The 19,995-nt window shown below is 46.6% G+C and carries 17 protein-coding genes; 8 read left to right on the top strand and 9 right to left on the bottom strand.

The genetic code is table 11. The features are described from left to right. Positions 1 to 449 (top strand): PD-(D/E)XK nuclease family transposase (locus tag H4O21_RS01595; protein WP_182807080.1); only part of this gene is annotated, 449 nt, incomplete at its 5' end. A 298-nt stretch (positions 450 to 747) separates the two neighbouring features. Beyond that, on the top strand, positions 748 to 2,229 hold the full coding sequence (locus tag H4O21_RS01590; protein WP_182807079.1) for an MBL fold metallo-hydrolase RNA specificity domain-containing protein: 1,482 nt from the start codon (positions 748 to 750) through the stop codon (positions 2,227 to 2,229). Between the two features lie 69 nt (positions 2,230 to 2,298). On the opposite strand, the gene H4O21_RS01585 is transcribed toward H4O21_RS01590, so the two are convergent. The 4 genes from H4O21_RS01585 to H4O21_RS01570 all read right to left on the bottom strand — a co-directional run bounded on the left by H4O21_RS01585 (position 2,299) and on the right by H4O21_RS01570 (position 5,931). Continuing rightward, positions 2,299 to 4,008: a matrixin family metalloprotease gene (locus H4O21_RS01585; protein WP_182807078.1), complete on the bottom strand. Its 1,710-nt coding sequence runs from the start codon at positions 4,006 to 4,008 to the stop codon at positions 2,299 to 2,301. Between the two features lie 275 nt (positions 4,009 to 4,283). Beyond that, the gene (locus H4O21_RS01580; protein ID WP_182807077.1) at positions 4,284 to 4,469 is read right to left on the bottom strand and encodes a DUF6447 family protein; all 186 of its coding nucleotides are present in this window, start codon (positions 4,467 to 4,469) and stop codon (positions 4,284 to 4,286) included. A gap of 61 nt (positions 4,470 to 4,530) precedes the next feature. After that, the gene (locus H4O21_RS01575) at positions 4,531 to 5,361 is read right to left on the bottom strand and encodes a SapC family protein (protein ID WP_182807076.1); all 831 of its coding nucleotides are present in this window, start codon (positions 5,359 to 5,361) and stop codon (positions 4,531 to 4,533) included. A 42-nt stretch (positions 5,362 to 5,403) separates the two neighbouring features. Then, positions 5,404 to 5,931 carry a hypothetical protein gene (locus tag H4O21_RS01570; RefSeq protein WP_182807075.1) on the bottom strand — a complete coding sequence of 176 codons (528 nt, stop codon included), beginning with the start codon at positions 5,929 to 5,931 and terminating at the stop codon, positions 5,404 to 5,406. Positions 5,932 to 6,385: 454 nt separating this feature from the next. On the opposite strand from H4O21_RS01570, the gene H4O21_RS01565 reads away from it, so the two are divergent. From H4O21_RS01565 to H4O21_RS01550, 4 genes are all read left to right on the top strand, one after another. Continuing rightward, on the top strand, positions 6,386 to 8,107 hold the full coding sequence (locus H4O21_RS01565) for a type I secretion system permease/ATPase (RefSeq protein ID WP_182807074.1): 1,722 nt from the start codon (positions 6,386 to 6,388) through the stop codon (positions 8,105 to 8,107). A gap of 101 nt (positions 8,108 to 8,208) precedes the next feature. Beyond that, a complete protein-coding gene (locus tag H4O21_RS01560) occupies positions 8,209 to 9,633 on the top strand; it encodes an HlyD family type I secretion periplasmic adaptor subunit (RefSeq protein ID WP_182807073.1) in 1,425 nt (474 codons plus the stop codon). A 3-nt stretch (positions 9,634 to 9,636) separates the two neighbouring features. Then, on the top strand, positions 9,637 to 11,040 hold the full coding sequence (locus H4O21_RS01555; protein WP_182807072.1) for a TolC family outer membrane protein: 1,404 nt from the start codon (positions 9,637 to 9,639) through the stop codon (positions 11,038 to 11,040). Positions 11,041 to 11,358: 318 nt separating this feature from the next. Next, on the top strand, positions 11,359 to 12,762 hold the full coding sequence (locus H4O21_RS01550) for a choice-of-anchor L domain-containing protein (RefSeq protein ID WP_182807071.1): 1,404 nt from the start codon (positions 11,359 to 11,361) through the stop codon (positions 12,760 to 12,762). A 66-nt stretch (positions 12,763 to 12,828) separates the two neighbouring features. Here H4O21_RS01550 and H4O21_RS01545 read toward each other — a convergent pair whose 3' ends face one another. The 3 genes from H4O21_RS01545 to H4O21_RS01535 form a co-directional block, all read right to left on the bottom strand. After that, on the bottom strand, positions 12,829 to 14,217 hold the full coding sequence (locus H4O21_RS01545) for a calcium-binding protein (protein ID WP_182807070.1): 1,389 nt from the start codon (positions 14,215 to 14,217) through the stop codon (positions 12,829 to 12,831). 114 nt (positions 14,218 to 14,331) lie between these two features. After that, the gene (locus tag H4O21_RS01540; RefSeq protein ID WP_182807069.1) at positions 14,332 to 14,952 is read right to left on the bottom strand and encodes a YqiA/YcfP family alpha/beta fold hydrolase; all 621 of its coding nucleotides are present in this window, start codon (positions 14,950 to 14,952) and stop codon (positions 14,332 to 14,334) included. Continuing rightward, positions 14,952 to 15,968, bottom strand: coding sequence for a potassium channel family protein (locus H4O21_RS01535; protein WP_182807068.1), 1,017 nt, complete (start codon positions 15,966 to 15,968; stop codon positions 14,952 to 14,954). Before H4O21_RS01535 ends, H4O21_RS01540 begins: the two co-directional genes overlap by 1 nt. Before the next feature lie 96 nt (positions 15,969 to 16,064). Here H4O21_RS01535 and H4O21_RS01530 point away from each other — a divergent pair, with 96 nt between their 5' ends. Both H4O21_RS01530 and H4O21_RS01525 read left to right on the top strand, forming a co-directional pair. Then, positions 16,065 to 16,616 carry a GNAT family N-acetyltransferase gene (locus H4O21_RS01530; RefSeq protein ID WP_182807067.1) on the top strand — a complete coding sequence of 184 codons (552 nt, stop codon included), beginning with the start codon at positions 16,065 to 16,067 and terminating at the stop codon, positions 16,614 to 16,616. 90 nt (positions 16,617 to 16,706) lie between these two features. Then, complete coding sequence (locus tag H4O21_RS01525) at positions 16,707 to 17,675, top strand: alpha/beta hydrolase (RefSeq protein ID WP_182807066.1); 969 nt, start codon at positions 16,707 to 16,709, stop codon at positions 17,673 to 17,675. Between the two features lie 83 nt (positions 17,676 to 17,758). Here the strand turns inward: H4O21_RS01525 and H4O21_RS01520 are convergent, their stop codons facing one another. Next, positions 17,759 to 19,057 carry an HlyC/CorC family transporter gene (locus tag H4O21_RS01520; protein WP_182807065.1) on the bottom strand — a complete coding sequence of 433 codons (1,299 nt, stop codon included), beginning with the start codon at positions 19,055 to 19,057 and terminating at the stop codon, positions 17,759 to 17,761. 86 nt (positions 19,058 to 19,143) lie between these two features. Continuing rightward, entirely contained in the window at positions 19,144 to 19,941 is a 798-nt protein-coding gene (locus H4O21_RS01515; protein WP_182807064.1) for a cytochrome C assembly family protein, read from the bottom strand. Between the last annotated feature and the right edge of the window lie 54 nt (positions 19,942 to 19,995).

Genomic DNA, 19,995 nt, shown 5'->3' with positions numbered 1-19,995 from the left:
TGCGGGATCAGCAGATTCCGGCGGTGGTTCTGAGTGATCAGCTCCAGCTGAATATTATCGAACTTAAGAAAGCAGATCGGCTAGCCACTGATTCTGAATCGCTGAAAGCATGGATTACCTTTTTTGAACATTGGCAGGAGGATGCACTGATGTTCAATATTACCCATGAGCCAGTCAAGCAGGCGATAGGCCGTATCAGAGAGTTAAGTGCAGATGAAGAAGAGAAGCGCTTAGCATTTGTGCGGGAAAGAGCGTTACACGATGAGGCAACCCTTATAGTGGAAGCTAAGGAAGAAGGGTATAAACAGGCTCAGGCTGAAGCCCAGGAGGAAAAGCGTATAGGAATTGCCACCTTGCTTAAGCTGGGTCTTGCAGATAAGCAGATAGCGGAAGCATTGCAGGTGACTGAAGAGCAGGTTCAAAAGGCCAGAGACGAATTTCTCCATTAAGGTGGTTTTGGTGGCTAAAATTATTGATAAAAGAGTAACCCCCCCGCTTTTTGGATTCGTGTCGAGCGGGTATCTGCCATAACTGATCCGTTCAAGACATTTACGGCATATTTTGAGCTTCAGTGTATTGATCACTGAAGTGAATCAGTACATTTGTCTCTCTTAGTTTCAGTAAAACCATTTTCTTTGTATTTCTATTTTATCCTTCGAGAATTATCGCTATACTTTTTGTTAGGTTATTTCTAATATTTAATATCCAGGATGGATATATCAGAATATTTTATATCAGGGAGGATATATGGATTACCCGGTTATTACTCACCGTGGTGGTGCTTCAGGCGTCACAGGTAGCTGCCATCAGCTCTGGATCGATCAGAATAACTCCATTCTGGTTGATTGTGGCCTGTTTCAGGGGCAGGAAGCCAGCAATGGCGATAATAGTTTTGATCAGCTGAAGATCAATTTTCCTGTTGAGTCTGTTCGGGCTATGGTGGTGACTCATGTACATATTGATCACATCGGGCGCTTGCCGTATTTACTGGCAGCAGGTTTTCGGGGGCCGATTATCTGCTCGCCACCGTCTGCCGTATTATTACCTCTGGTCATTGAAGATGCTCTGAAAATAGGCTTTACACGGGATAAAAAGCTGATCGAACGATTTCTGGATCAGGTACAGAATCAGCTGGTCGTTTTACCCTATAAGGTTTGGTATCAGATTCCGGTAGTATCTGGCTTACCGGCTAGACTGAGATTAAAAAGAGCGGGCCATATTCTGGGTTCTGCCTATGTTGAAGCCGATCTGTTTGCTGGCGGAGATAACCGATGCGTTCCGATCAATGGTGGACGAGGATCAGAGTCTGCAAGCAGAGAAAACACTGACAATATACGGGTTGTTTTTTCTGGTGATCTTGGTGCACCCTGGTCGCCTTTGTTACCTGCCCCTCGTTCGCCTTATCGTGCTGATATTCTGGTGCTGGAAAGCACCTACGGTGATCGTCTGCATGAGCACCGCCGGGACCGGCGTTATCAGTTGCAACAATACGCACAAGCCGCATTGAATAAAAAGGGTCACTTGATTATACCTGCCTTCAGTATCGGAAGAACGCAGGAGTTATTGTATGAGCTGGAAGATATTATTCATCGGGCCGGGCCTGAATCGCCTTTAAAACAGTTACAGATTATCGTTGACTCTCCTCTGGCAGCCCGCTTTACAGAGGCTTACCGGCAACTGAAAGTCTGGTGGGACAGTGAGGCCCGGCAACGGGTTCAGAGGGGGCGACATCCCCTGAGTTTTGATGCTTTATATACCGTTGATCGTCATGATGAGCATCTCAGAACGGTGCAATATCTTCATAAAAGTCATCGCTCTGCTGTGGTGATTGCCGCCAGTGGTATGGTCAGCGGAGGACGTATTGTGAACTATCTGAAGGCAATGCTGGGGGATACCAGGCATCAGGTTCTGTTTACCGGATATCAGGCAAGAGGAACGCCGGGTGCCGATATTCTGAAATATGCCCCTGTCGGAGGCTGGGTATTGTTGGATGGTCAGCGTTATTCTATCAGGGCAGAAGCGGTTCGATTGTCTGGTTATTCCGCTCATGCGGACCAGAAGGATCTGGTAAACTTTGTGCGCAGAATGCGTGAAAAACCGAGGCAGATTCGTCTGGTGCATGGTGATGATCCGGCCCGGAAAGCATTGAAACAGGCATTATTATGCCAGCTTGATGATGACACTGATTGTGACATTGTTTTGCCTGCTGAGTCGTCAGCACCGGGTTAAAAAGGAAAGCCACACAGGCTTTCCTCTGATTGGTATTTATCCGTATTACGAGAGAAAGCGGGTCTGGTATCAGACCAGGGTTGTGGTGGTGTCGGTAAATTGCAGGTTCTCTACACCGGTTAACTGTGCGGCGAAGTTATCAGCTAACACCACGTAGCTGCCATCATTCTGTTTTTCGACCTGTGCCGCAGAGGATGCGATATTCAGCTGAACGGTATCGGTTCCTGTACCACCATCAACGGTATCAAATCCTCCTTCTGTCAGAAGAATAGTGTCATTACCGGCTCCGGTATTGATGGTGTTATCAACGGAGTTATCCTGAACACGGTCATTGCCACTGCCTGTGGTGACATTTTCAATAATGACACCCTTAGAGATGGCCAGGTTCATTTCACCGGTATAGAGTTCGTTCTGGTTATCGATATTGGTATATTGCTGATTAATAAAGTCGATGAAAGTCTGGCTGGTAATCCCCATTTCGGTAATTTTCTCTGCTGCCTGAGTGGCCGCATCCTTGACATCAATGGATGAGAACGTCTGTTCTCTCAGGTCTACTGTACAGACTCCGGTTGCCTGTGATGCGTCAATGAGATCTGTACCACCGGCATCCCAGAGTACTTCCTGCACTGTTGTACCGAATTTAACGGTGTAAGTGGTATCGGTATTATTATGAGTGCTGTTAACTCCGTATGCGGCCTGGAGCGCCATCACATCATACAGAGAGTAGCCCGTGGTGTTATGATCCCGCACCTGTTGTGAGTTAATAGAGTTACCGACCAGAGTAAATTCAATACTGCTGTCATATACATTGGTATAGGACATAACGGAGTGAGAGGTATTTTCTTCGTCTGCCGGTAAAGTGGCACCGTCTTCAAAGGAATGCTTCAGGCCCATCGCATGACCCACTTCATGTATCAGGGTGAAATACGGAGAACCGCCTGCAGCATACTGTTCCGTTGTGGTGTAATCATTGTTGAGAAAAACATCACCACCAATACCCGAGCCAGGATAAAATGCAAAACCATCGGTACTGCCGGATTGTTCAACGGCATTAAATTCGATATCACCATCAACGGATACCGGATTGAAAGTTAATGCAGTAAAGGTTTCAATATCATTAAATGCTTCAACCACAGGGGTTTTCGCTGCATCGGGAAAAGCAATAAACCCTGAAAGGTTCTGGCTGGCATAGTCTGCTGGCTCAGTGGTGTTATAAGAGTAAGTGATTGTGCTGCCGCTCCAGTAGTCACCGGATTCCAGGGCCGGGCTATCGCCCGTGACAGGTACTGTGCCTGTACCTGAATTTGTATTTGATTTAGCTTGTGCCTGAACCAGAAAGTCAGAAGATTCATGACTATCAGTGTCTTCTGGGGGTGTTACAACCGCAGTGCCATTGCTGTTTATCTCTGCAGCTCCTCCATTAACCAGACCGCTGACCGGTACTGTTTGTCCCAGGATATCGTTAGTAAAAGTGGAAAATGTTTTATCGACACCATGAAGGCCAATTACAGGGTCGCCACCGATGATATAGTTCATGCTCTCAGCATCTAGTACAGTAACAGATGCGCCATTGCTCAGCTCCAGTAAAAGAGTGTTGCTGGCTATTTTTGAACTGGTAATACTTAGCCCGCCAATCAGCTGAATGCTATTTGAGCCCAAGGTGTCTGTAATCATGATACTGGCGTTGCTATCAATCAGGTGAGCAGACAGGACGTATACGTCATTGCCATCCCCCCGGCCTGCTATACCACGTTGAACAATATAGGTTTCGTTAGACATAATGCTGCTCCATATGAGAAAAGGCTTGATATTTCAGGCTAACAACAAAGTGATTGTATAGCATAGATATATCTATCAATGCATACGATAAAAACTCAACAACTACCTACTGAAGTAGGCGGTTGTTGAGTCATTCTCTTCAATATCTGCTTCTACGCATGGACTGGCAGATATCAACTATCCGTCAAGGTGGCGAATAGTTGAGACAAGTTGAATGGTTACAGACTCGAAAGAATAGATTAATATTCAGCACTGTTTATGCTTTCTTTACTGTATTATTCTGGTAGTTGTCCTTTTAGAGCCAAGGCGTATGCATTACGCGCAGTCTGAAGGATAGCAAGCTCTTGTTCTGTGTTTCTGATTTTCTGATCACAAACCTGCAACGAAAGAATTTGCTTCTGAGCCTCTTCCGGCAAGGTATTCAGATCGTAATCTTTGCCATCGATATTAATTTTAGACATGATTTTTCCTTAGTGCATTTAGTTAAATGATAGGGTGCGCTACAACCTGCATAGGAGAATATCAGAATTTGAAAACATCGTCTTCATCCTCTGATTCACCGAATATATGATCCAGATTAGTTATCTGAATCTGAGCGTGTTGTGCTTTTTGTTTTGCAACCTTTTCATGTAGTCTGTAAAAGGCAGACAGGTTTTTCAATCTTGGTTCTGACATGATCTGGCAATAAGCCAGAGGTAGTGCACCGCTTTTATTCAGAGCTGACAGAGTCGCTGGTGCCAGCTCTTCCAAAGCTTTTTTATTGATTGTAAATAATCCAGTAACAGGGACATTCTCCGCTTCACCATCGGCTGTTGGTTGTTTTATTTCAATGTTCCAGGGAGTAATCAGTTCCGCTTCTTTCAACTCCTGTAATAGTTTTTGTGTCAGGTTCCTATTCGCATGGCAGTGTTGAAGAAAGTTGATGATTTCTTTTACTTTCTCAGAGGGAGATCCGTCTTCTGTTAACAGAGGAGTATCGCCATCTTCGATAACTTCGTGAAACAACGTGCTGTCAGTATCGATACACAAATGTAGGTTATCCGTACCTTCTTCTTGCAACAAGGAAAAAGGATAGCTGCGATAAAACGCAGGGATATAGCCTCCCATCCAACGCCCATCTGGATGAATCAGCAGGTTTTTACCTGGTTGCAGAGATTGAATACCAACCATTTCATAGCCTGATCGTGTTTGCTTGTTTTCTGAAAAAGCAATGGCAATATGTGGTAATGCATTACTGAGTTCTTCTACTAATAGTGGAACCAGAGCCATTTCTGTGGCAAAGCTGAACTCTTGCTGAGCTTTCCAGCCAGAGCTCTGGTGCAGATTGCGTTGAATAGGTATATAGCGAGGCATCGTCTTCTCCGATTCTGATGTAATGCAAAGTTTTTGTTAGTGTTAATGTACAGCCTGCTCATTGGGTAGCGTATTCTCGGATGAGGCAATCATCCATGATGGCCACATATCATCAGGCCAGTTAGCCTGACTGTAGCCTTTGTACAGGATATTCAGCCACTGTCTGAGCTGTCGGGCTTCCATACTGAATTCAATGCTTTCAGTTTCTGCCAGATCTGAAATGATCAGTCTGACGGCATGAGGTGCTGTCTGAAGACTGATAGAAAAAGCCAGCCAGGATTTATGCTTATTGATTTCATTATCCGGCCTGACGGGTTGTTCTGATGCAGCCTGTTGCTGTTGGGAACAATGGGCTCTTTGCTGAGCAAAACTCTGCATATTGTGTTGCAGGATGTCTGGCATTTCTGACATCGTTTTTTCCAGCCATGCGATCAGGTTCTTCACCAGATTATTGCAGAGCCTCTGGGTTAACCAGACAGATACAGTGCCATTCGGAGTAAGGCCGTTGAGCCTGATTCTGTCTTCAAAGTTAATATATTCCGTTGTAACGCGTTTTAATTGACCGGTCATAATCTGTCATCATTCAGGCCTGATCAGCCTTTGTTGTCTGAATGTATCAGCTCACATCGCTCTGATACGTTTTATCAGCATTTTTGATCTGGTGCTGTGAGCTGGTTTCTTTTATTGTGACTTTTCTCAGGAATTTAAAGGGATTAGCCTGATATTCTTGCCTTTGGGTAATCATCCGGAAATCGCGAAAGCTACGCAAACAGGGTCTTGTTTTCCTGACTTTTGTCTCCATATTGCAGGTAAGTGTTTAAAGGTGCTAGCATGCTGCGCCTTAATTATCTTATTTGAAGGCTTTGCTGACAGAATATCTGCAGAGTTTTGAAATTTTGCCCTGCTTGCATTAAACGCCCGATTTCTGGTGGAAATGATATCAGGTCTGATCCCCTGATTCTCCGGTGTCTGTCTGGGTACGTCCAGGGCTGAACCCGAATTTATAATATTAACCGAGCCAATCATGAGTGAATCAAAAGTAGCCGAAGACCTTAGAGGTGCTTTAAAAGCAAGCAAACGAGGCTTTATCGCAGCAGGCTTTTTCAGTTTGTTCATTAACTTACTGATGCTGACTGCGCCACTTTATATGTTGCAGGTCTATGACCGGGTTGTTGCTTCCCGAAGCTTAGAAACTCTGGCATTTCTGACCATTATTATGGTCTTTATGTTTGCGGTGATGGGGACTCTGGAGTGGGTTCGTTCTCGTATTCTGGTCCGTGTCGGTAACCAGATTGACCGTTATCTCAGCCAGAGAGTTTATGCCGCTATGTTTGAGATGGGGGTCAGAAACCCGGCTCAACGATCGGCCCAGCCTCTGAATGACCTGACCAGTATACGCCAGTTTATGACAGGTAATGGCCTGTTCGCTTTTTTTGATGCGCCCTGGATGCCCATCTATATTGGTTTGTTGTTCTTGTTCCATCCGGCCTTTGGCTGGTTTGCAATTGGCGCAGGTGTGATTCTGTTCACCGTAGCCATTCTGAATGAGCGCACGACGCGTGAACGTTTAAAAGAGGCCAGTGGCGAGAGTGTGAAGGCTAACGCCCTGGCGAATAACAATCTGCGTAATTCTGAAGTGCTGCATGCTATGGGTATGCTGCCTGGTATTATGGGACGCTGGTATAAACAGTATCAGAGTTTCCTGGGTAAGCAGACTGAAGCCAGTGATATGGCCGGCACCTTCAGTAATATGAGTAAAGTCCTGCGTATGATGTTCCAGTCAATGATTCTGGGACTAGGGGCTTACTATGTGGTTATTAATGAAATGTCTCCGGGTATGATGATTGCCGGTTCCATTCTGATGGGACGTGCTCTGGCTCCTCTGGATCTGATGATTAACAGCTGGAATGGTTTTAACTCTGCCCGTTCGGCTTATGGTCGTTTGAGCGAACTTTTGATCGCGATTCCATCGAAGCAACGCAAAATGCCTTTGCCTGACCCTCAGGGTACTGTAACCGTTGAAGGCCTGGTTGTCATTCCTCCTGGCTCCCGTGCTCCGGCCGTTCGTGGTGCTCAGTTTGGTGTTCCGCCTGGTGAGCATATTGGTATTGTCGGTCCTAGTGCTGCGGGTAAGTCGACGCTGGCGCGGGCACTGCTGGGAATCTGGCCAGCAGCCAATGGTACGGTACGTATTGATGGCGCGGATGTACAACACTATAACCGCGATGAGCTTGGTCCGCACCTGGGATATCTGCCTCAGGATATCGAGTTGTTTGATGGCACCGTTAGCGAAAACATTGCCCGTTTTGGTGATGTTGATCCGGCAATGGTGGTAGAAGCCGCTAAAAAAGCGGGTGTACATGAAATGATTCTACAACTGCCCAATGCTTATGACACTGTGATTGGCAGTAATTCGGGTGCCTTGTCTGGTGGTCAGCGTCAGCGTATTGGTCTGGCTCGTGCAATATACGGTAACCCAAGAGTGATCGTACTGGATGAGCCTAACTCTAATCTGGATGATCAGGGTGAGCAGGCTTTATCCAGAACACTGCAGCAGCTGAAACAGGATGGTGCAACATTGTTTGTCGTTAGCCACCGGCCATCCATTCTGAAAAATATTGATAAATTGCTGGTTATGAAGGACGGACAGGTTCAGCTGTTCGGACCAAAAGATGATGTAATGAAGCACCTGGCACAACAAAAAGCAGGTAACGCTCCGATGCCTGCTCAGGCGGCGAAAGGCTGAGTGTTATAAGTGTGTTTCAGTGAATGATCCCGGCCTGAATTGGATGTCGGGCCAGCGAGCAGACAGATTAAACCGGTATATCCGGTTAGCAGAGAAGTACAATGAGCGATAAAAACGTAATTGAAGGCGATAGTGAACGCCTGGCCGACAGTGAAAGCAAAACACTGGCTAAGCGTCAGGACACTACCCCGGCAGAGGCTTCCCCTCAGCCTGTGGTAGAGCACTCAGAAGATGTTCCGGTTAATGATAAACGTTATATCCGGGCGGGGATTTTATTTCTTCTGATCACCCTGGGTGGTTTTTCGGCCTGGGCCGGACTGGCACCGTTAAGCAGTGCACTGATTTCTGCCGGTGAAGTGATGGTGGATAGTTATCGCAAATCTATCCAGCATTATGAAGGCGGTATCGTTAAAAATATCTATGTCAGAAACGGCGATCTGGTTTCTGCCGGAGACCCTCTTATTCAGCTGGATACTACACAGTCTGAGTCAGAGAGGGAGGCAACCCGTAAACGTTTGTTGTCCACACAGGCTGAGCTGGAACGTCTGAGAGCAGAGCAAAGCTTCAGCGATGATCTGACGTTCGGGCAGAACCTGAAAGATGAAGCAAGCAAAGACAACGATATTGCTGATGTACTGGAACAGCAAAGGCAGCTGCATAAAGCCAGTGTCAGCGCTTTTATGCAGGAGCAGAAAGCGCTGGAATCCAGAATCAGCCAGATTAATCAGCAAGTATCTGGCCTGGAGCAGCAGAAGCCTATTCTGAAAGCACAGATTAAATCCCTGGAAACAGAAGAAAAAGCGTTCACAACCTTGTTTGAAGAAGGTCTTGGGGATGGTCAGCGTGCTCGTGAGCTGAATCGCCAGGTCTTGCAGAAGAAAAATGAACTGGCTCGCAATGAATCTGAAATAGCTCGCCTGAAAATACAGGCAACAGAGACAGATCTGCAACAGGCGCAGCGTAAGCAGGATTATCTGAAGCAAGTTGGTGAGCGTATTAAGCAGATTCAGGGGGATTATTTTGATCTTCAGGAGCGGTTGCACATTGCTGAGGATCGATTAAGCCGTGCTACTATCCGTGCTCCTGAGCGGGGTATTGTGGTTGATCTTCAGGTACATACTATTGGTAGTGTAGCGCCTTCCGGTCAGACTCTGCTGGATCTGGTGCCGGAGAAAGATAAGTTTGTTGTTGAGGCCAGAGTGATGCCTCAGGATATTACTGATCTTTACAATGGGCAGCTGGCAGACATTCGTTTCTCAGCCTTTAATCAGCGAGTGACGAAGGTGATTGAAGGTGAGGTTGTTCATGTTTCTGCAGACCGTCTGGTGAATGAACGTGACGGTATGCCTTATTATCTGGCCCGTATCCGAGTGACAGATCAAGGCTATGCCGATATGAATGAGGATATGGAGCTGAAGCCGGGTATGCCAGCAGAGGTAATGATCCGCAGGGGAGAAAGAACCATGTTCAGCTACCTGTTAAAGCCGATCATGGATGGTTTTGCGCGTAGTCTGAAGGAGAAATAATTGATGTACCTGAAAGACAAAATGTTAAGCCAGCTGGCAACAACTTTCAGACCTCGCATGGGCGCTATTGCCGTCGGACTGGCACTGTCCAGCTCAGCGGCTATGGCCATAGAAGAGGCTGGATTAGAGCAAGCTCTGCAGGCAGCAATGCAGCATGACCCTGAATTAAGAGTCGCATATATGACTTTTCAGGCGGATAAAGAAGAAGTCCTGCTGGCTAAAGGAAATTTGTTGCCGAGTATTACTTTCTCTGCCAGTCACCGTTACGAAGACTCCGATAACGTTTACACCGATCCGGATAATGCTGGTTATTATAACGATGACCTGGCACGGTCGACAGGTAAGCTGAATGACTCTACCTGGCAGGTCAGCTTGCGTCAGCCTTTATTTGATCTGGGGCGTTATTACGAATATAAGAGCGTTCAGTCTTTTGTGGATGGCGCAGATTACCGCTACCAACGGGCAGAACAGGATCTGACTTACCGTCTGGCTGAGCGTTATCTGGCTGTGCTGCTTGGTGCTCAACAGGTTTTCCTGAATAAAGAGAAATTGGCAGCGCTGGAAGCCAATCTGGTTCAGGTGGAGCGTGAGTTTGCTCTGGGAGTGGGTGATCAGCTTAATGTACTGGAAGTAAAAGCCCGTCGTGATCTGGCGCGTTCAGATCTTCTTCAGGCTCAGAGCCATCTGAGTGATGCCGAAACGCTGCTGGAGAATATGACCGGTGAGCGTTACACGGTTCCGGCTGACTGGGTAGAAAATGGCCATAAAGTGGAATACAACCCACCTTTAGGCAGTGAGTCTGAGTGGCTTGAGAAAGTTAAGCTGAATCGCAGTGTGCTGGCCGCTGAATCAAAGATCCGTCAGTCTGAATTGGATGTCAAAACGCGAAATGCCGGACACTATCCAACGGTGAATCTGAATCTGAGTTATATGGATCGCCATTCTGATGACTTTCAGCGTAAGAGAGAAGATCTGGTTGCTCAGGTTGAGCTGAACGTACCTCTCTATCAGGGGGGGAAAACCCAGGCTGCGATTCGTCAGGCTGATGCCCGGCTGAATGCTGAGCAGGCGCGCACCGAGTATATTGAATCAGAAGCTTATCAGCAGGTTCGTCTGGCATACTCTCGTATGAGCAGCCTGAATGAGCGTCTGGCTGCGCTGAGTGAATCAAGTGAATCCGGCCAGCTGTATCTGGATGCTGCAATTAGGGGGCACTCTCTGAACCTGCGTACTCAGGTTGATGTTCTGGATGCACGCACAACCCTGGTTGATACTCAGTTACGTTATGCTGAAACACTGAACCAGTATCTGCTGGCTAACCTCAGGCTTCATCTTGAAACGGGCACTCTGACCCGGGATAAAGTTCAGGCATATGATGATCTGTTCCGTCAGGCTGCAGTCAATTAATTCTTGAGCCTCTAAGCTTTTGGCAATGGATTAATACTCATTGCCAAAGGCTGCTTTACTTGTCCTTCTTCTGCAACTCTCATTAGTGTAGGGAGCGCGCCAATGGGATATGCATATCGTTTTATGCTGATGCCATCTGAAACCTGAGATATTTTGCGAGCGACTGTACTTTTCGGGTGGATTCTCTGTAAACAGTGGTACAATCAGAATATAGCTTCAGAACGTCGACTTTTAGTCGATAATAGCTTGTAGCTCTATGTTTTGAGTTGTTTAACTTCTTTTGTCGCATACTGATTCGGTGATAAACCGGAGAGCACTATGACTTCTCTGCCTTTTATATCCTTTTCTTCAGATACACATACTGATACTCAGTTAGTCCAGGCTCTGGTGGAGGGGGATATTAATCTCCTCTCTGTTGCTTATCAATATGGGATGGCTGCTGATGATTACGTTTACCGGGGTAGTGAAGAACCCGTCAATGGAGTATCAAGCCTGGGGTTCTATAATAATGGGCTTTCTGCGTTAGGTGCCGCTGGTTTAATTCTATCTACAGGCTCTGCTGAACCCGGACAGGAAAATACTTCCGAGGCATTCAGCTACTCTTTTTACCAGTGGATTGACTCAAATGCCGGAGGTGCTGTTGATACTGCATCTGCAGATGCAACAAAACTTAGCCTGGTTGTTGATGTTGATGAAAGTAGTCGTTCATTATCAATGGATGTGGTGCTTGCTTCTGATGAGTATCCTGAATTTACCGGTACAGAATATACCGACTTGATAACTATTTCTGTGAACGGGGAAGACTATCTGCACGCGCAGGAATTATTTGCAGCAGGGTCTGGCTATATAAGGTCAAACACCTCCGGGGATTTTCCAATAGAATATGATGGGGTTTCAGAGATCTTAAATCTGACAATTCCGATTGAACCCGGTGCCAGTCAGTTAGATATTCTGGTCCAGGACTCTCTGGATAGTAAAAATGATACAGCACTTATTATTTCTTCTCTGTCGGTGAGTGATAAACCAGCGATGGGGGCCTTAGCTGTTGTAAAGCCTGAAGTGGATTCTGAATATATCAAACAGTCTTCTGTTAACCAGAGAATTGAGCTGAAAAGTGATTTTAACGGAGATATTATTTTTAATGAGATTGCCGGTGACGATCTCCTGATTACCGGAAATGGTTTCTCCAGAGCAATTATGCCTGTGAATCTGACTGACATTTCTGATTATGAGCTGGAGCCTGATGGTGATTTCAGCCTGGTTACTGCATATGGTCAGAAATATTTTACAGGGCTTGATCATCTGGAATTGAATGATGCTTACGTGGTATTTGATACTCGTCCCGGAGGCGACACACATACCATATACTCAATGTACTATCGTCTGACAGGGAAAGAAGCTGACTCCGAAACCTTAGGGCAGTGGCTTTCATTAATGATGGAAGACAACCTGGAAGCCTGGCAATTAGGAGACTTGTTGCTGGATTACTATTTACCCTGGTTGGATTCTGATCAGAAAATTGAACGAATATACGAGCAAACCTGGGGGAAAACGCCAGGTGTTGATGAGTTGGATTATTATATTGATCAGGTTGATGGGGATGCTTTTAAGTCAAAAGGTGACCTTTTATACCAGTCATCAATGTTGCAGGATAATCTGAAAGCGTTGGAAGATATTGGTTTTACTGGTAATTTTCAGGTTTTAAGTCCGGACTTCTTTTAGACTGATTCTGATTGTTAAGATAAAGCAGTGAAGCTTCCGGTAAGCTTCACTGCTGCTATGTGCGGATCAGGCTACCGTATCATCAGTGATGCTTACAGGTAATACAAAGTTATCTGAGGTAAATGGCTGTAGCGAAAGATTATTCACACCGGTCAGCGTTGCAATTTTATTGACTTCAGTCGCTTCAATACTGGTGGTCTCCGTCTGATTAACAACCAGCCAGATACTGGCATCTCCTACAATATCCGCACTGATAACGACAGACTTGGACGATGCAGTAGGTGCTGTGAATGTGCCGTCTGTAAATAAAGTGGCTATTTCAGTTGTAGAGTCCAGGCTGAAGCCATTAACGACCAGGATATCTCCATTATCCCAACCTACGTTTCCGCTTCCTGCTGTTGCTGTGATAATAGCATTCTGGGCATCAGGCACGTTTAACAGATTGGAAAAGTCCAGTTTGTCACCGCCTGTCCCAATTTTAAAATTGGTGATGGTGTCCTGGCCATTGGCTGATGAGTCGGTTTCAAATATAACGGTATCCACACCTGAGTTCAGAGTGAATGCATCATTTCCGTCATAGCCTCGAATTGTATTTCCTGCATTACTGGCGTAAAAGATGTCGGCATTATCCGTACCTGTATACGTGATAACCGCTTCAAGCAGTGAGCGGGCGTCTGTCTGGGTGACATCGCTCAGACTGCCAGAGGTGATTGTGATAGCAGTATCATCTTCTGAAATAGCCAGGCTCTGAAGGTCAATGACGAGGTCACCTGTCAGGGTTTCCTCCAGAACTAATTTTCCTTCTGACTCGTAGGTTCCTGTAGGTGGCTCTGGCTCTGTGGTGGTATTCTGTTCGGTAAACTTCTCGAACAGTTCCGCTACTGCTGTACGGGTGTCATTAGACAGAGAAGACAGATCACTACTTTCTGGTGCTTCTTCAAATAATGCGGCATAAACCATGCCCAGACCTGACTGGAGAGCATCCCCCTGAGCGGCGATTTGCATGACAACTTCCCCGGCTGTCATGGTTTCTTCTTCCAGGGCGTTAAGATAAGCGGTTTGCAGGGATGAGGATATCGTGCCTCCGGTTGCATTTTTATACAGCTGTGCAATCGCCTCCCCGGTAGATAACTCTCCCTGGTTTGAAAATTCATCAGAGGCGAGAAAGGTTTCGGCAATCTGTGACAGCGAAGCTCCTGTGCGGTAAATATTGCCCCAGAAAAGCAATTCTTCCCGATCTGGCATTGAGCCAAAGGCGCTCAGATATATCTGTGCCAGAGGCAGACTGATCGTCAGAAACTCGGTTGTTTCAGCGCCGAGTAGTACCAGACCTGCTGGTGTGGTCAGATTCTGATCCAGTTCTGTAACCCATCGGGTATTTTCATCATCCGTAGGATCTCGTAACAGAATCGCGTTGAAGATCCGTTCTACATAATCTGAGTTGCTGATAGCCATCAATCGACTCCGTTCCAGCGAGTTTAAACTTTCTCATTATCTTACCTGATAATCCGTGACGGGCTGAAGTGTCTTTTCGTGTCAGTTCAGGTCATCAATGTCTGCGTTTAGTTTTTATTTCTCTTCTTGCAGCTGAGGCTGAATCAGAGGATCAGGCAGCTGCAGACCTGCATATTGATAGATATCCTTCAGGCGACGTTCAAACCCTTCGTAACCATGATTACCTCCGGGTTCAATATCAAGCTCGCAGGATCGGTAATAATGCAGTGCCTGACGGTAATCAAGAGTTTCATCTTCAGTCTGCAAAAAGACTTTAATATCCTGAGTATTTACCGGATCAGGCAGATAATAATGCAGAAGTTGCTGCATATGCTGCTGTGTCAGTTCGTACTTCTGCCCGGTATACATGTTCTGATTCGGCCCCAGATAGTCCGCCAGCAGAGTGTGGGGTGCTACAGCAGGGTTAATCAGTATGGCTTTGATGCCTGCGTAGTGCTTCAACAGAGCGGTGCTGTAAAAGCCTCCAAGAGAGCTGCCGATCAGGGTAATATTTCCCTGAAGAGTATTGATTAGCTCTGTCAATGTCTGCATCGCCTGATCTGGCCAGTGACTGAGTTCAGGACAATGGAAGTGCACCTGAAGTTTGTTAATACGGATACTTTCAGCCAACAGGCGCGCCTTCCATGAAAATGGAGAGCTGTTAAAACCATGAATATAAATCAGATGCTGTTCCACTAATCTGTCGTTCCTGCTGAGGCCTGATGTGGATTGTCTGCTTTTTGATCCGGGGATTCAAACAGGCTTTTTCCACAATGAGGGCAATGAATTTTGTGTCCCAGTTCCAGCCTTTGATTACGGATGATCTGATTCAATTCATCATCGGATATACCATACTGATGGCTAAGACGTTTCAGAATATGCTGTTCATGATCGGTTAGTTCACCATCCTCCAGTGCATTGATTACTTCAGCAGTCAGAGAGGACTTCCTGTTTTGTAATTCTTCTGAAAAGCGGGCAGCCAGCATCCCTGCAGGCAGGGCGACGGTACCGACGCCCAGCAGCATAATGGTAATGGCCAGAATTTTGCCTCCTGCGGTAACCGGAGTGATATCACCATAACCAACGGTTGTCATGGTAACAACAGCCCACCAGATAGCATCAAGTACGGTTTTAAAAGCCTCGGGCTGAGCCTGGTGCTCCAGAGTAAACATCAGACAAGCGGCCAGGACGACAAGCACCAGAACGGCAAATACAGCAGAAGCCAGTGAGGCCAGCTCTGATGTTACCACTTTGATGAAGACATCCATGCTGCGGATATAGTGTGATAGTTTTAGTAAGCGAAGTAATCGCAACAGGCGCAGATAACGCAGATCAATACTGATAAACAGCGACAGATAAAATGGCAGAATAACAATCAGGTCAACAATAGCGATAGGACTACGCATGTAGCGCAGACGTCCTCTGAATCCTTCTCCGAATCTCGGATTTTCCGGGCTGATCCATAGCCGGGTCAGGTACTCCAGAGTGAAAATAATGACAGAGAAGATCTCCAGAAGTCTGAACCAGTCTGAATATTGCTGGTTGATTTCAGGAATAGATTCAATAATGACCACCACCACATTTACAACAATCAGGGTGATAATGAAGCCATTAACCAGTCGGCCTGCTAAGCTGGTGGCATGCTCACCATCCAGCAGCTGGTAGCAGCGGTATCTTAGTGTATTTGCAGATGTTGGCGCAGAGGTGTTCAAAAGTATTTTCCTGGTGGAATTATCAATTTATAACCGGCAGAGAAAACGGCAGATCAGAGTTGATTAAGACCGTTATGATATGAAAGAGTAAGAAGATTGTCAGAACAAGTAAATAAAGTGAACGGTATGAGTGATGATTTTGTAGCAGGCGTTCCGGTACTTGAAACCAGGCGGTTGATGATCAGAGGGTTTATGCTTGCTGATCTGGATGATTATATCGCTATGGTATCTGATTCGGAGGTGGTCCGGTATGTTGCTGATGGCGTACCACTGAATAGTGAAATGGCCTGGCAAAGCCTGGCTTATCTGATGGGACACTGGCAACTGGCGGGTATGGGGCTTTGGGCATTAGAAGACAAAGTATCCGGAAGAGTGATCGGACGAGCCGGGATTTATAATCCTCCCGGCTGGTTTGGCCCTGAACTGGGTTGGATGTTATGCCGGGATTATCAGGGAAGAGGGCTGGCTTCAGAAGCGGCTGAAAGTATCATGAAGTGGTATGGAAATTGTGGGGTGGATAACCCTTTGATCAGTGTCGTCCATCCGGATAATAAACCGGCGCTTAAGCTGGTAAAGCGTTTGGGTGGAACATTCGATGAAGCGGTTAAAGTTCAGGATATTACCGCTCTGAAGTTTATATATGCATGATGTCGCCGCAATCTCTGTTAGTGGCAATGAAATCATCAGCTCACAATATGAACCGAGAGACAAGGTATTCACAAAAGAAAAGGATATTTTATGTCCGTAGTCAGTGTACATCCGAATCTTGAAGGCTGGAGAGTTAAATTTCATCAGATGCTGGCTGAGCTGGAAGTTGCAGGTATTCAGCCGACACCAGAAACTGCGCGACAGGCTCTGGCCGGGCTAACGCAGCGTTACGTGACCTCAGGGCCTGAAGTTCTGGTGGTGAAAGATCTGGAAATAACCACGGCCTCTCATTCTATCCCACTGCGATATTATTGTGATTCTGAGTCAGGTGAAGGTAAACCTCTGAATCAGTTAATTCTGTTCATTCATGGTGGTGGACATATGGCTGGCAGTGTTGAGGTATATGATCCAATTTGCCGACGCCTTGCCCGACATAGTTATCAGCCTGTTTTAAGCATTGAATACCGGCTGGCACCTGAACATCCCTGGCCAGCCGGAATTGACGATGTACGCTCCGTTCTGGATGCTTTACCCGGTTTAGCAGATGAATTGGATTTTGATCCGAATACCCTGAAGTTATCTCTGGTTGGCGATTCCGGAGGAGGCGCGATGGCTGCGACGATCTGTCTGCAACCGGCTCCAGGTGTTATTCGGCCCAAAAAACTGGTACTGATTTATCCCAGCCTGGATTATCGGATGATCACGCCTTCGGTACGTGAGTTTGCGGATGGTTATATGCTGACGGCTGAACGGATGCGCTGGTACTTTGATCACTACCTGCAGGATAGAGCAGAACCTTTATCCATCTCGCCACTGGAAATGCCTTTGCCGGAGAGTTTTCCGGATACTCTGGTCATTAATGCCGGTTTTGATCCTCTGAGGGATGAAGCGGCCTTATTTCATGAGAAGGTCAGTCAGTCAGGTTTTAACTCAGAACTGCTGACGTATCCTGGTATGCTGCATGCCTTTCTTAATCTGGAGAGTATGGTGCCTGAAGTTTGCGATGACGCTTATAAAGCGATGGCAGGCTTTTTACAGGATCGTTCAGTGGTGGGTTGATAGTTACAGTGGTGGATTGATAGTCAGAGGGAATATCCTGCTATGCATGGCCTGATCCATGCGTAGCAGGTGAAGCCGGGAGCTTATTCTTTCTCGGATGATGTGGTCATCCAACAACGGACTTTCTGTACCAGATTACCCTGAATCTCAGTGGTTTCCAGATAGTAGTCATCAATACGCAGACAAACATGGGCCTCTGGAATGGATTCCAGTTGTTCCATGATCAGACCATTCAGGGTTTTCGGACCATCAACAGGTAGCGCCCAGTCCAGAGATTTATTGATGTCGCGGATACTGGCTGTACCATCAACAATGAAGTTCTGAGGCTCATCTGTCTCTGCTTCTGCTGAAGGTGGCTCTGGCTGAATTTCATCATTATGCCCACTCATCGGCGAGGTAAAATCGCCTACGATCTCTTCCAGAATATCCTCCAGAGTCACGATGCCCATGACATCTCCGTACTCATCTACAACGATGGCAATACGTCGCTGTAATTTCTGGAAATGCAATAGCTGTGTCTGCAAAGGGGTTGTCTCCGGGATGAAATAAGGTTCTCTGGCTTCTGCCAGTAAATCCTCTTTCGCCGGTTCTGTCCTGGCCATAAAGCGGGAAGCATGACGCATGTGCAGAATGCCCAGTACGTTATTGATGTCTCCTTTGTACAGTATCAGGCGAGTGTGGCGGCAGCTCTGTAGTTGCTGCATGATACTGTCCATTGAGTCATCCAGATCAATCCCCTGGATTTCATGCCGTGGAATCATGATATCGTTTACGGTCATAGACTCCAGATCCAGAATACTCAGCAGCATGGTTTTATGCCGGCGAGGAATCATCGAACCTGATTCAAGCACAACGGTACGTAACTCTTCCGGGGTCAGCTGATCATTGCTGCTGTCATTCTGATTGATGCCCATCAGACGCAGCAGACCATTGGTAATAACATTAACCATAAAGACCAGGGGATACATGATCTTAAGCAGGGGAGTCAGCAACAACGAGGCCGGATAAGCGACACGCTCGGGATGCATGGCGGCGAGAGTTTTCGGAGTGACTTCTGCAAAGATCAGAATGACCAGTGTCAGCAATGCCGTAGCAATAGCGATACCGGCATCACCATATAAGCGAATGGCGATGATCGTTGCGATAGAGGATGCCAGAATATTGACAAAGTTATTGCCAATCAGAATGACGCCAATCAGACGATCCGGACGTTCCAGTAACCGGCTGACCCGAAGTGCCGATTTATCCTTATTTTTGGCTTTATGGCTCAGTCGATAACGGTTAATCGACATCATCCCGGTTTCTGAACTGGAGAAGAAACCGGAGCATATAATCAGAAATGCAAGCAGGCCAAACAGGATGCCTAGAGGGGTGTCGTTCAAGAGTGCTATTTTCCTTAACTGTACTGTGAACTACTTTTTAGGGATTTCGCTTCAGCGTGTCAAGCGGATCTGAGCAGTTCTGTGTATTATCCGCCGTTGATCAGTACTTCCAGCGCGACTTTGCTGCCAAAATACCCCATGACTAACAGGGTAGCTCCTCCCAGAGTCCAGCGAACTGCCGTCATGCCTCGCCAGCCCATCCAGTAGTGGCCGGCCAGTAAAACAGCAAAAACGCCCCAGGCCATTAAAGTCAGTACAGTTTTATGTGCCAGATGCTGAGCAAACAGATTTTCGATGAAAATAAATCCGGTCAGAATTGCAATGGTCAGCGCCATTAGGCCAAAGCAGATCAGCTCAAACAGCAGGCGCTCCATAGTCTGCAAAGGAGGAAGTACCTGAATAATACCACGGGTCTGCTTATGCTTCAGCTGATAGTTCTGAACGGCAACCAGCATAGCCTGACAGGCAGCAATAACAATGAGACTATAGGCGACCAGGGAAGTCATAATGTGACTTAAAAGGCCATGAGGCATCTCGCTGGGACCAGATATCGGCCCCCATATTGCAAATAACAGCGCGAGCATCGACATGGGGAATACGCCAATTGTCAGGTTCATCACCGGTTTTTTCAGACTGCTGAGGATCAGTATCAGGCTGATAGTAAAAGTAGCCAGAGATCCCATCTCACTTAGCCCAAGATGAACGCCATCCAACTGGAAAATGGCTAACCATACACTGAGGCCATGATTAAGTATGGCTGCACAACCGAGTAACTGAATCAGTGCGGGGCGGACAGGTGCTTTTTGTTTCAGTGTCATCCACTGATAAGAGGTTGCCGCCAGGTAAAATACAATAGCAATCAGAGCTAATGCGATAGCGTCCATATGATGTCCGGTATCCTGAATTGATGAACTGTCGAGGCGGGTTATTGTTATCTG

The organism is Oceanospirillum sediminis, from assembly GCF_014164585.1.
Taxonomy (GTDB): domain Bacteria; phylum Pseudomonadota; class Gammaproteobacteria; order Pseudomonadales; family Halomonadaceae; genus Oceanospirillum; species Oceanospirillum sediminis.
The sequence above is the reverse complement of the archived record's forward strand: the minus strand, read 5'-3'. Positions and strand labels throughout refer to the sequence as shown.

Bases quoted from the DNA above. Each gene is read 5' to 3' on its own strand.
- H4O21_RS01590 (WP_182807079.1), top strand. From the start codon at position 748: ATGGATTACCCGGTTATTACTCACCGTGGTGGTGCTTCAGGCGTCACA.
- H4O21_RS01585 (WP_182807078.1), bottom strand. From the start codon at position 4,008: ATGTCTAACGAAACCTATATTGTTCAACGTGGTATAGCAGGCCGGGGG.
- H4O21_RS01580 (WP_182807077.1), bottom strand. From the start codon at position 4,469: ATGTCTAAAATTAATATCGATGGCAAAGATTACGATCTGAATACCTTG.
- H4O21_RS01575 (WP_182807076.1), bottom strand. From the start codon at position 5,361: ATGCCTCGCTATATACCTATTCAACGCAATCTGCACCAGAGCTCTGGC.
- H4O21_RS01570 (WP_182807075.1), bottom strand. From the start codon at position 5,931: ATGACCGGTCAATTAAAACGCGTTACAACGGAATATATTAACTTTGAA.
- H4O21_RS01565 (WP_182807074.1), top strand. From the start codon at position 6,386: ATGAGTGAATCAAAAGTAGCCGAAGACCTTAGAGGTGCTTTAAAAGCA.
- H4O21_RS01560 (WP_182807073.1), top strand. From the start codon at position 8,209: ATGAGCGATAAAAACGTAATTGAAGGCGATAGTGAACGCCTGGCCGAC.
- H4O21_RS01555 (WP_182807072.1), top strand. From the start codon at position 9,637: ATGTACCTGAAAGACAAAATGTTAAGCCAGCTGGCAACAACTTTCAGA.
- H4O21_RS01550 (WP_182807071.1), top strand. From the start codon at position 11,359: ATGACTTCTCTGCCTTTTATATCCTTTTCTTCAGATACACATACTGAT.
- H4O21_RS01545 (WP_182807070.1), bottom strand. From the start codon at position 14,217: ATGGCTATCAGCAACTCAGATTATGTAGAACGGATCTTCAACGCGATT.
- H4O21_RS01525 (WP_182807066.1), top strand. From the start codon at position 16,707: ATGTCCGTAGTCAGTGTACATCCGAATCTTGAAGGCTGGAGAGTTAAA.
- H4O21_RS01515 (WP_182807064.1), bottom strand. From the start codon at position 19,941: ATGGACGCTATCGCATTAGCTCTGATTGCTATTGTATTTTACCTGGCG.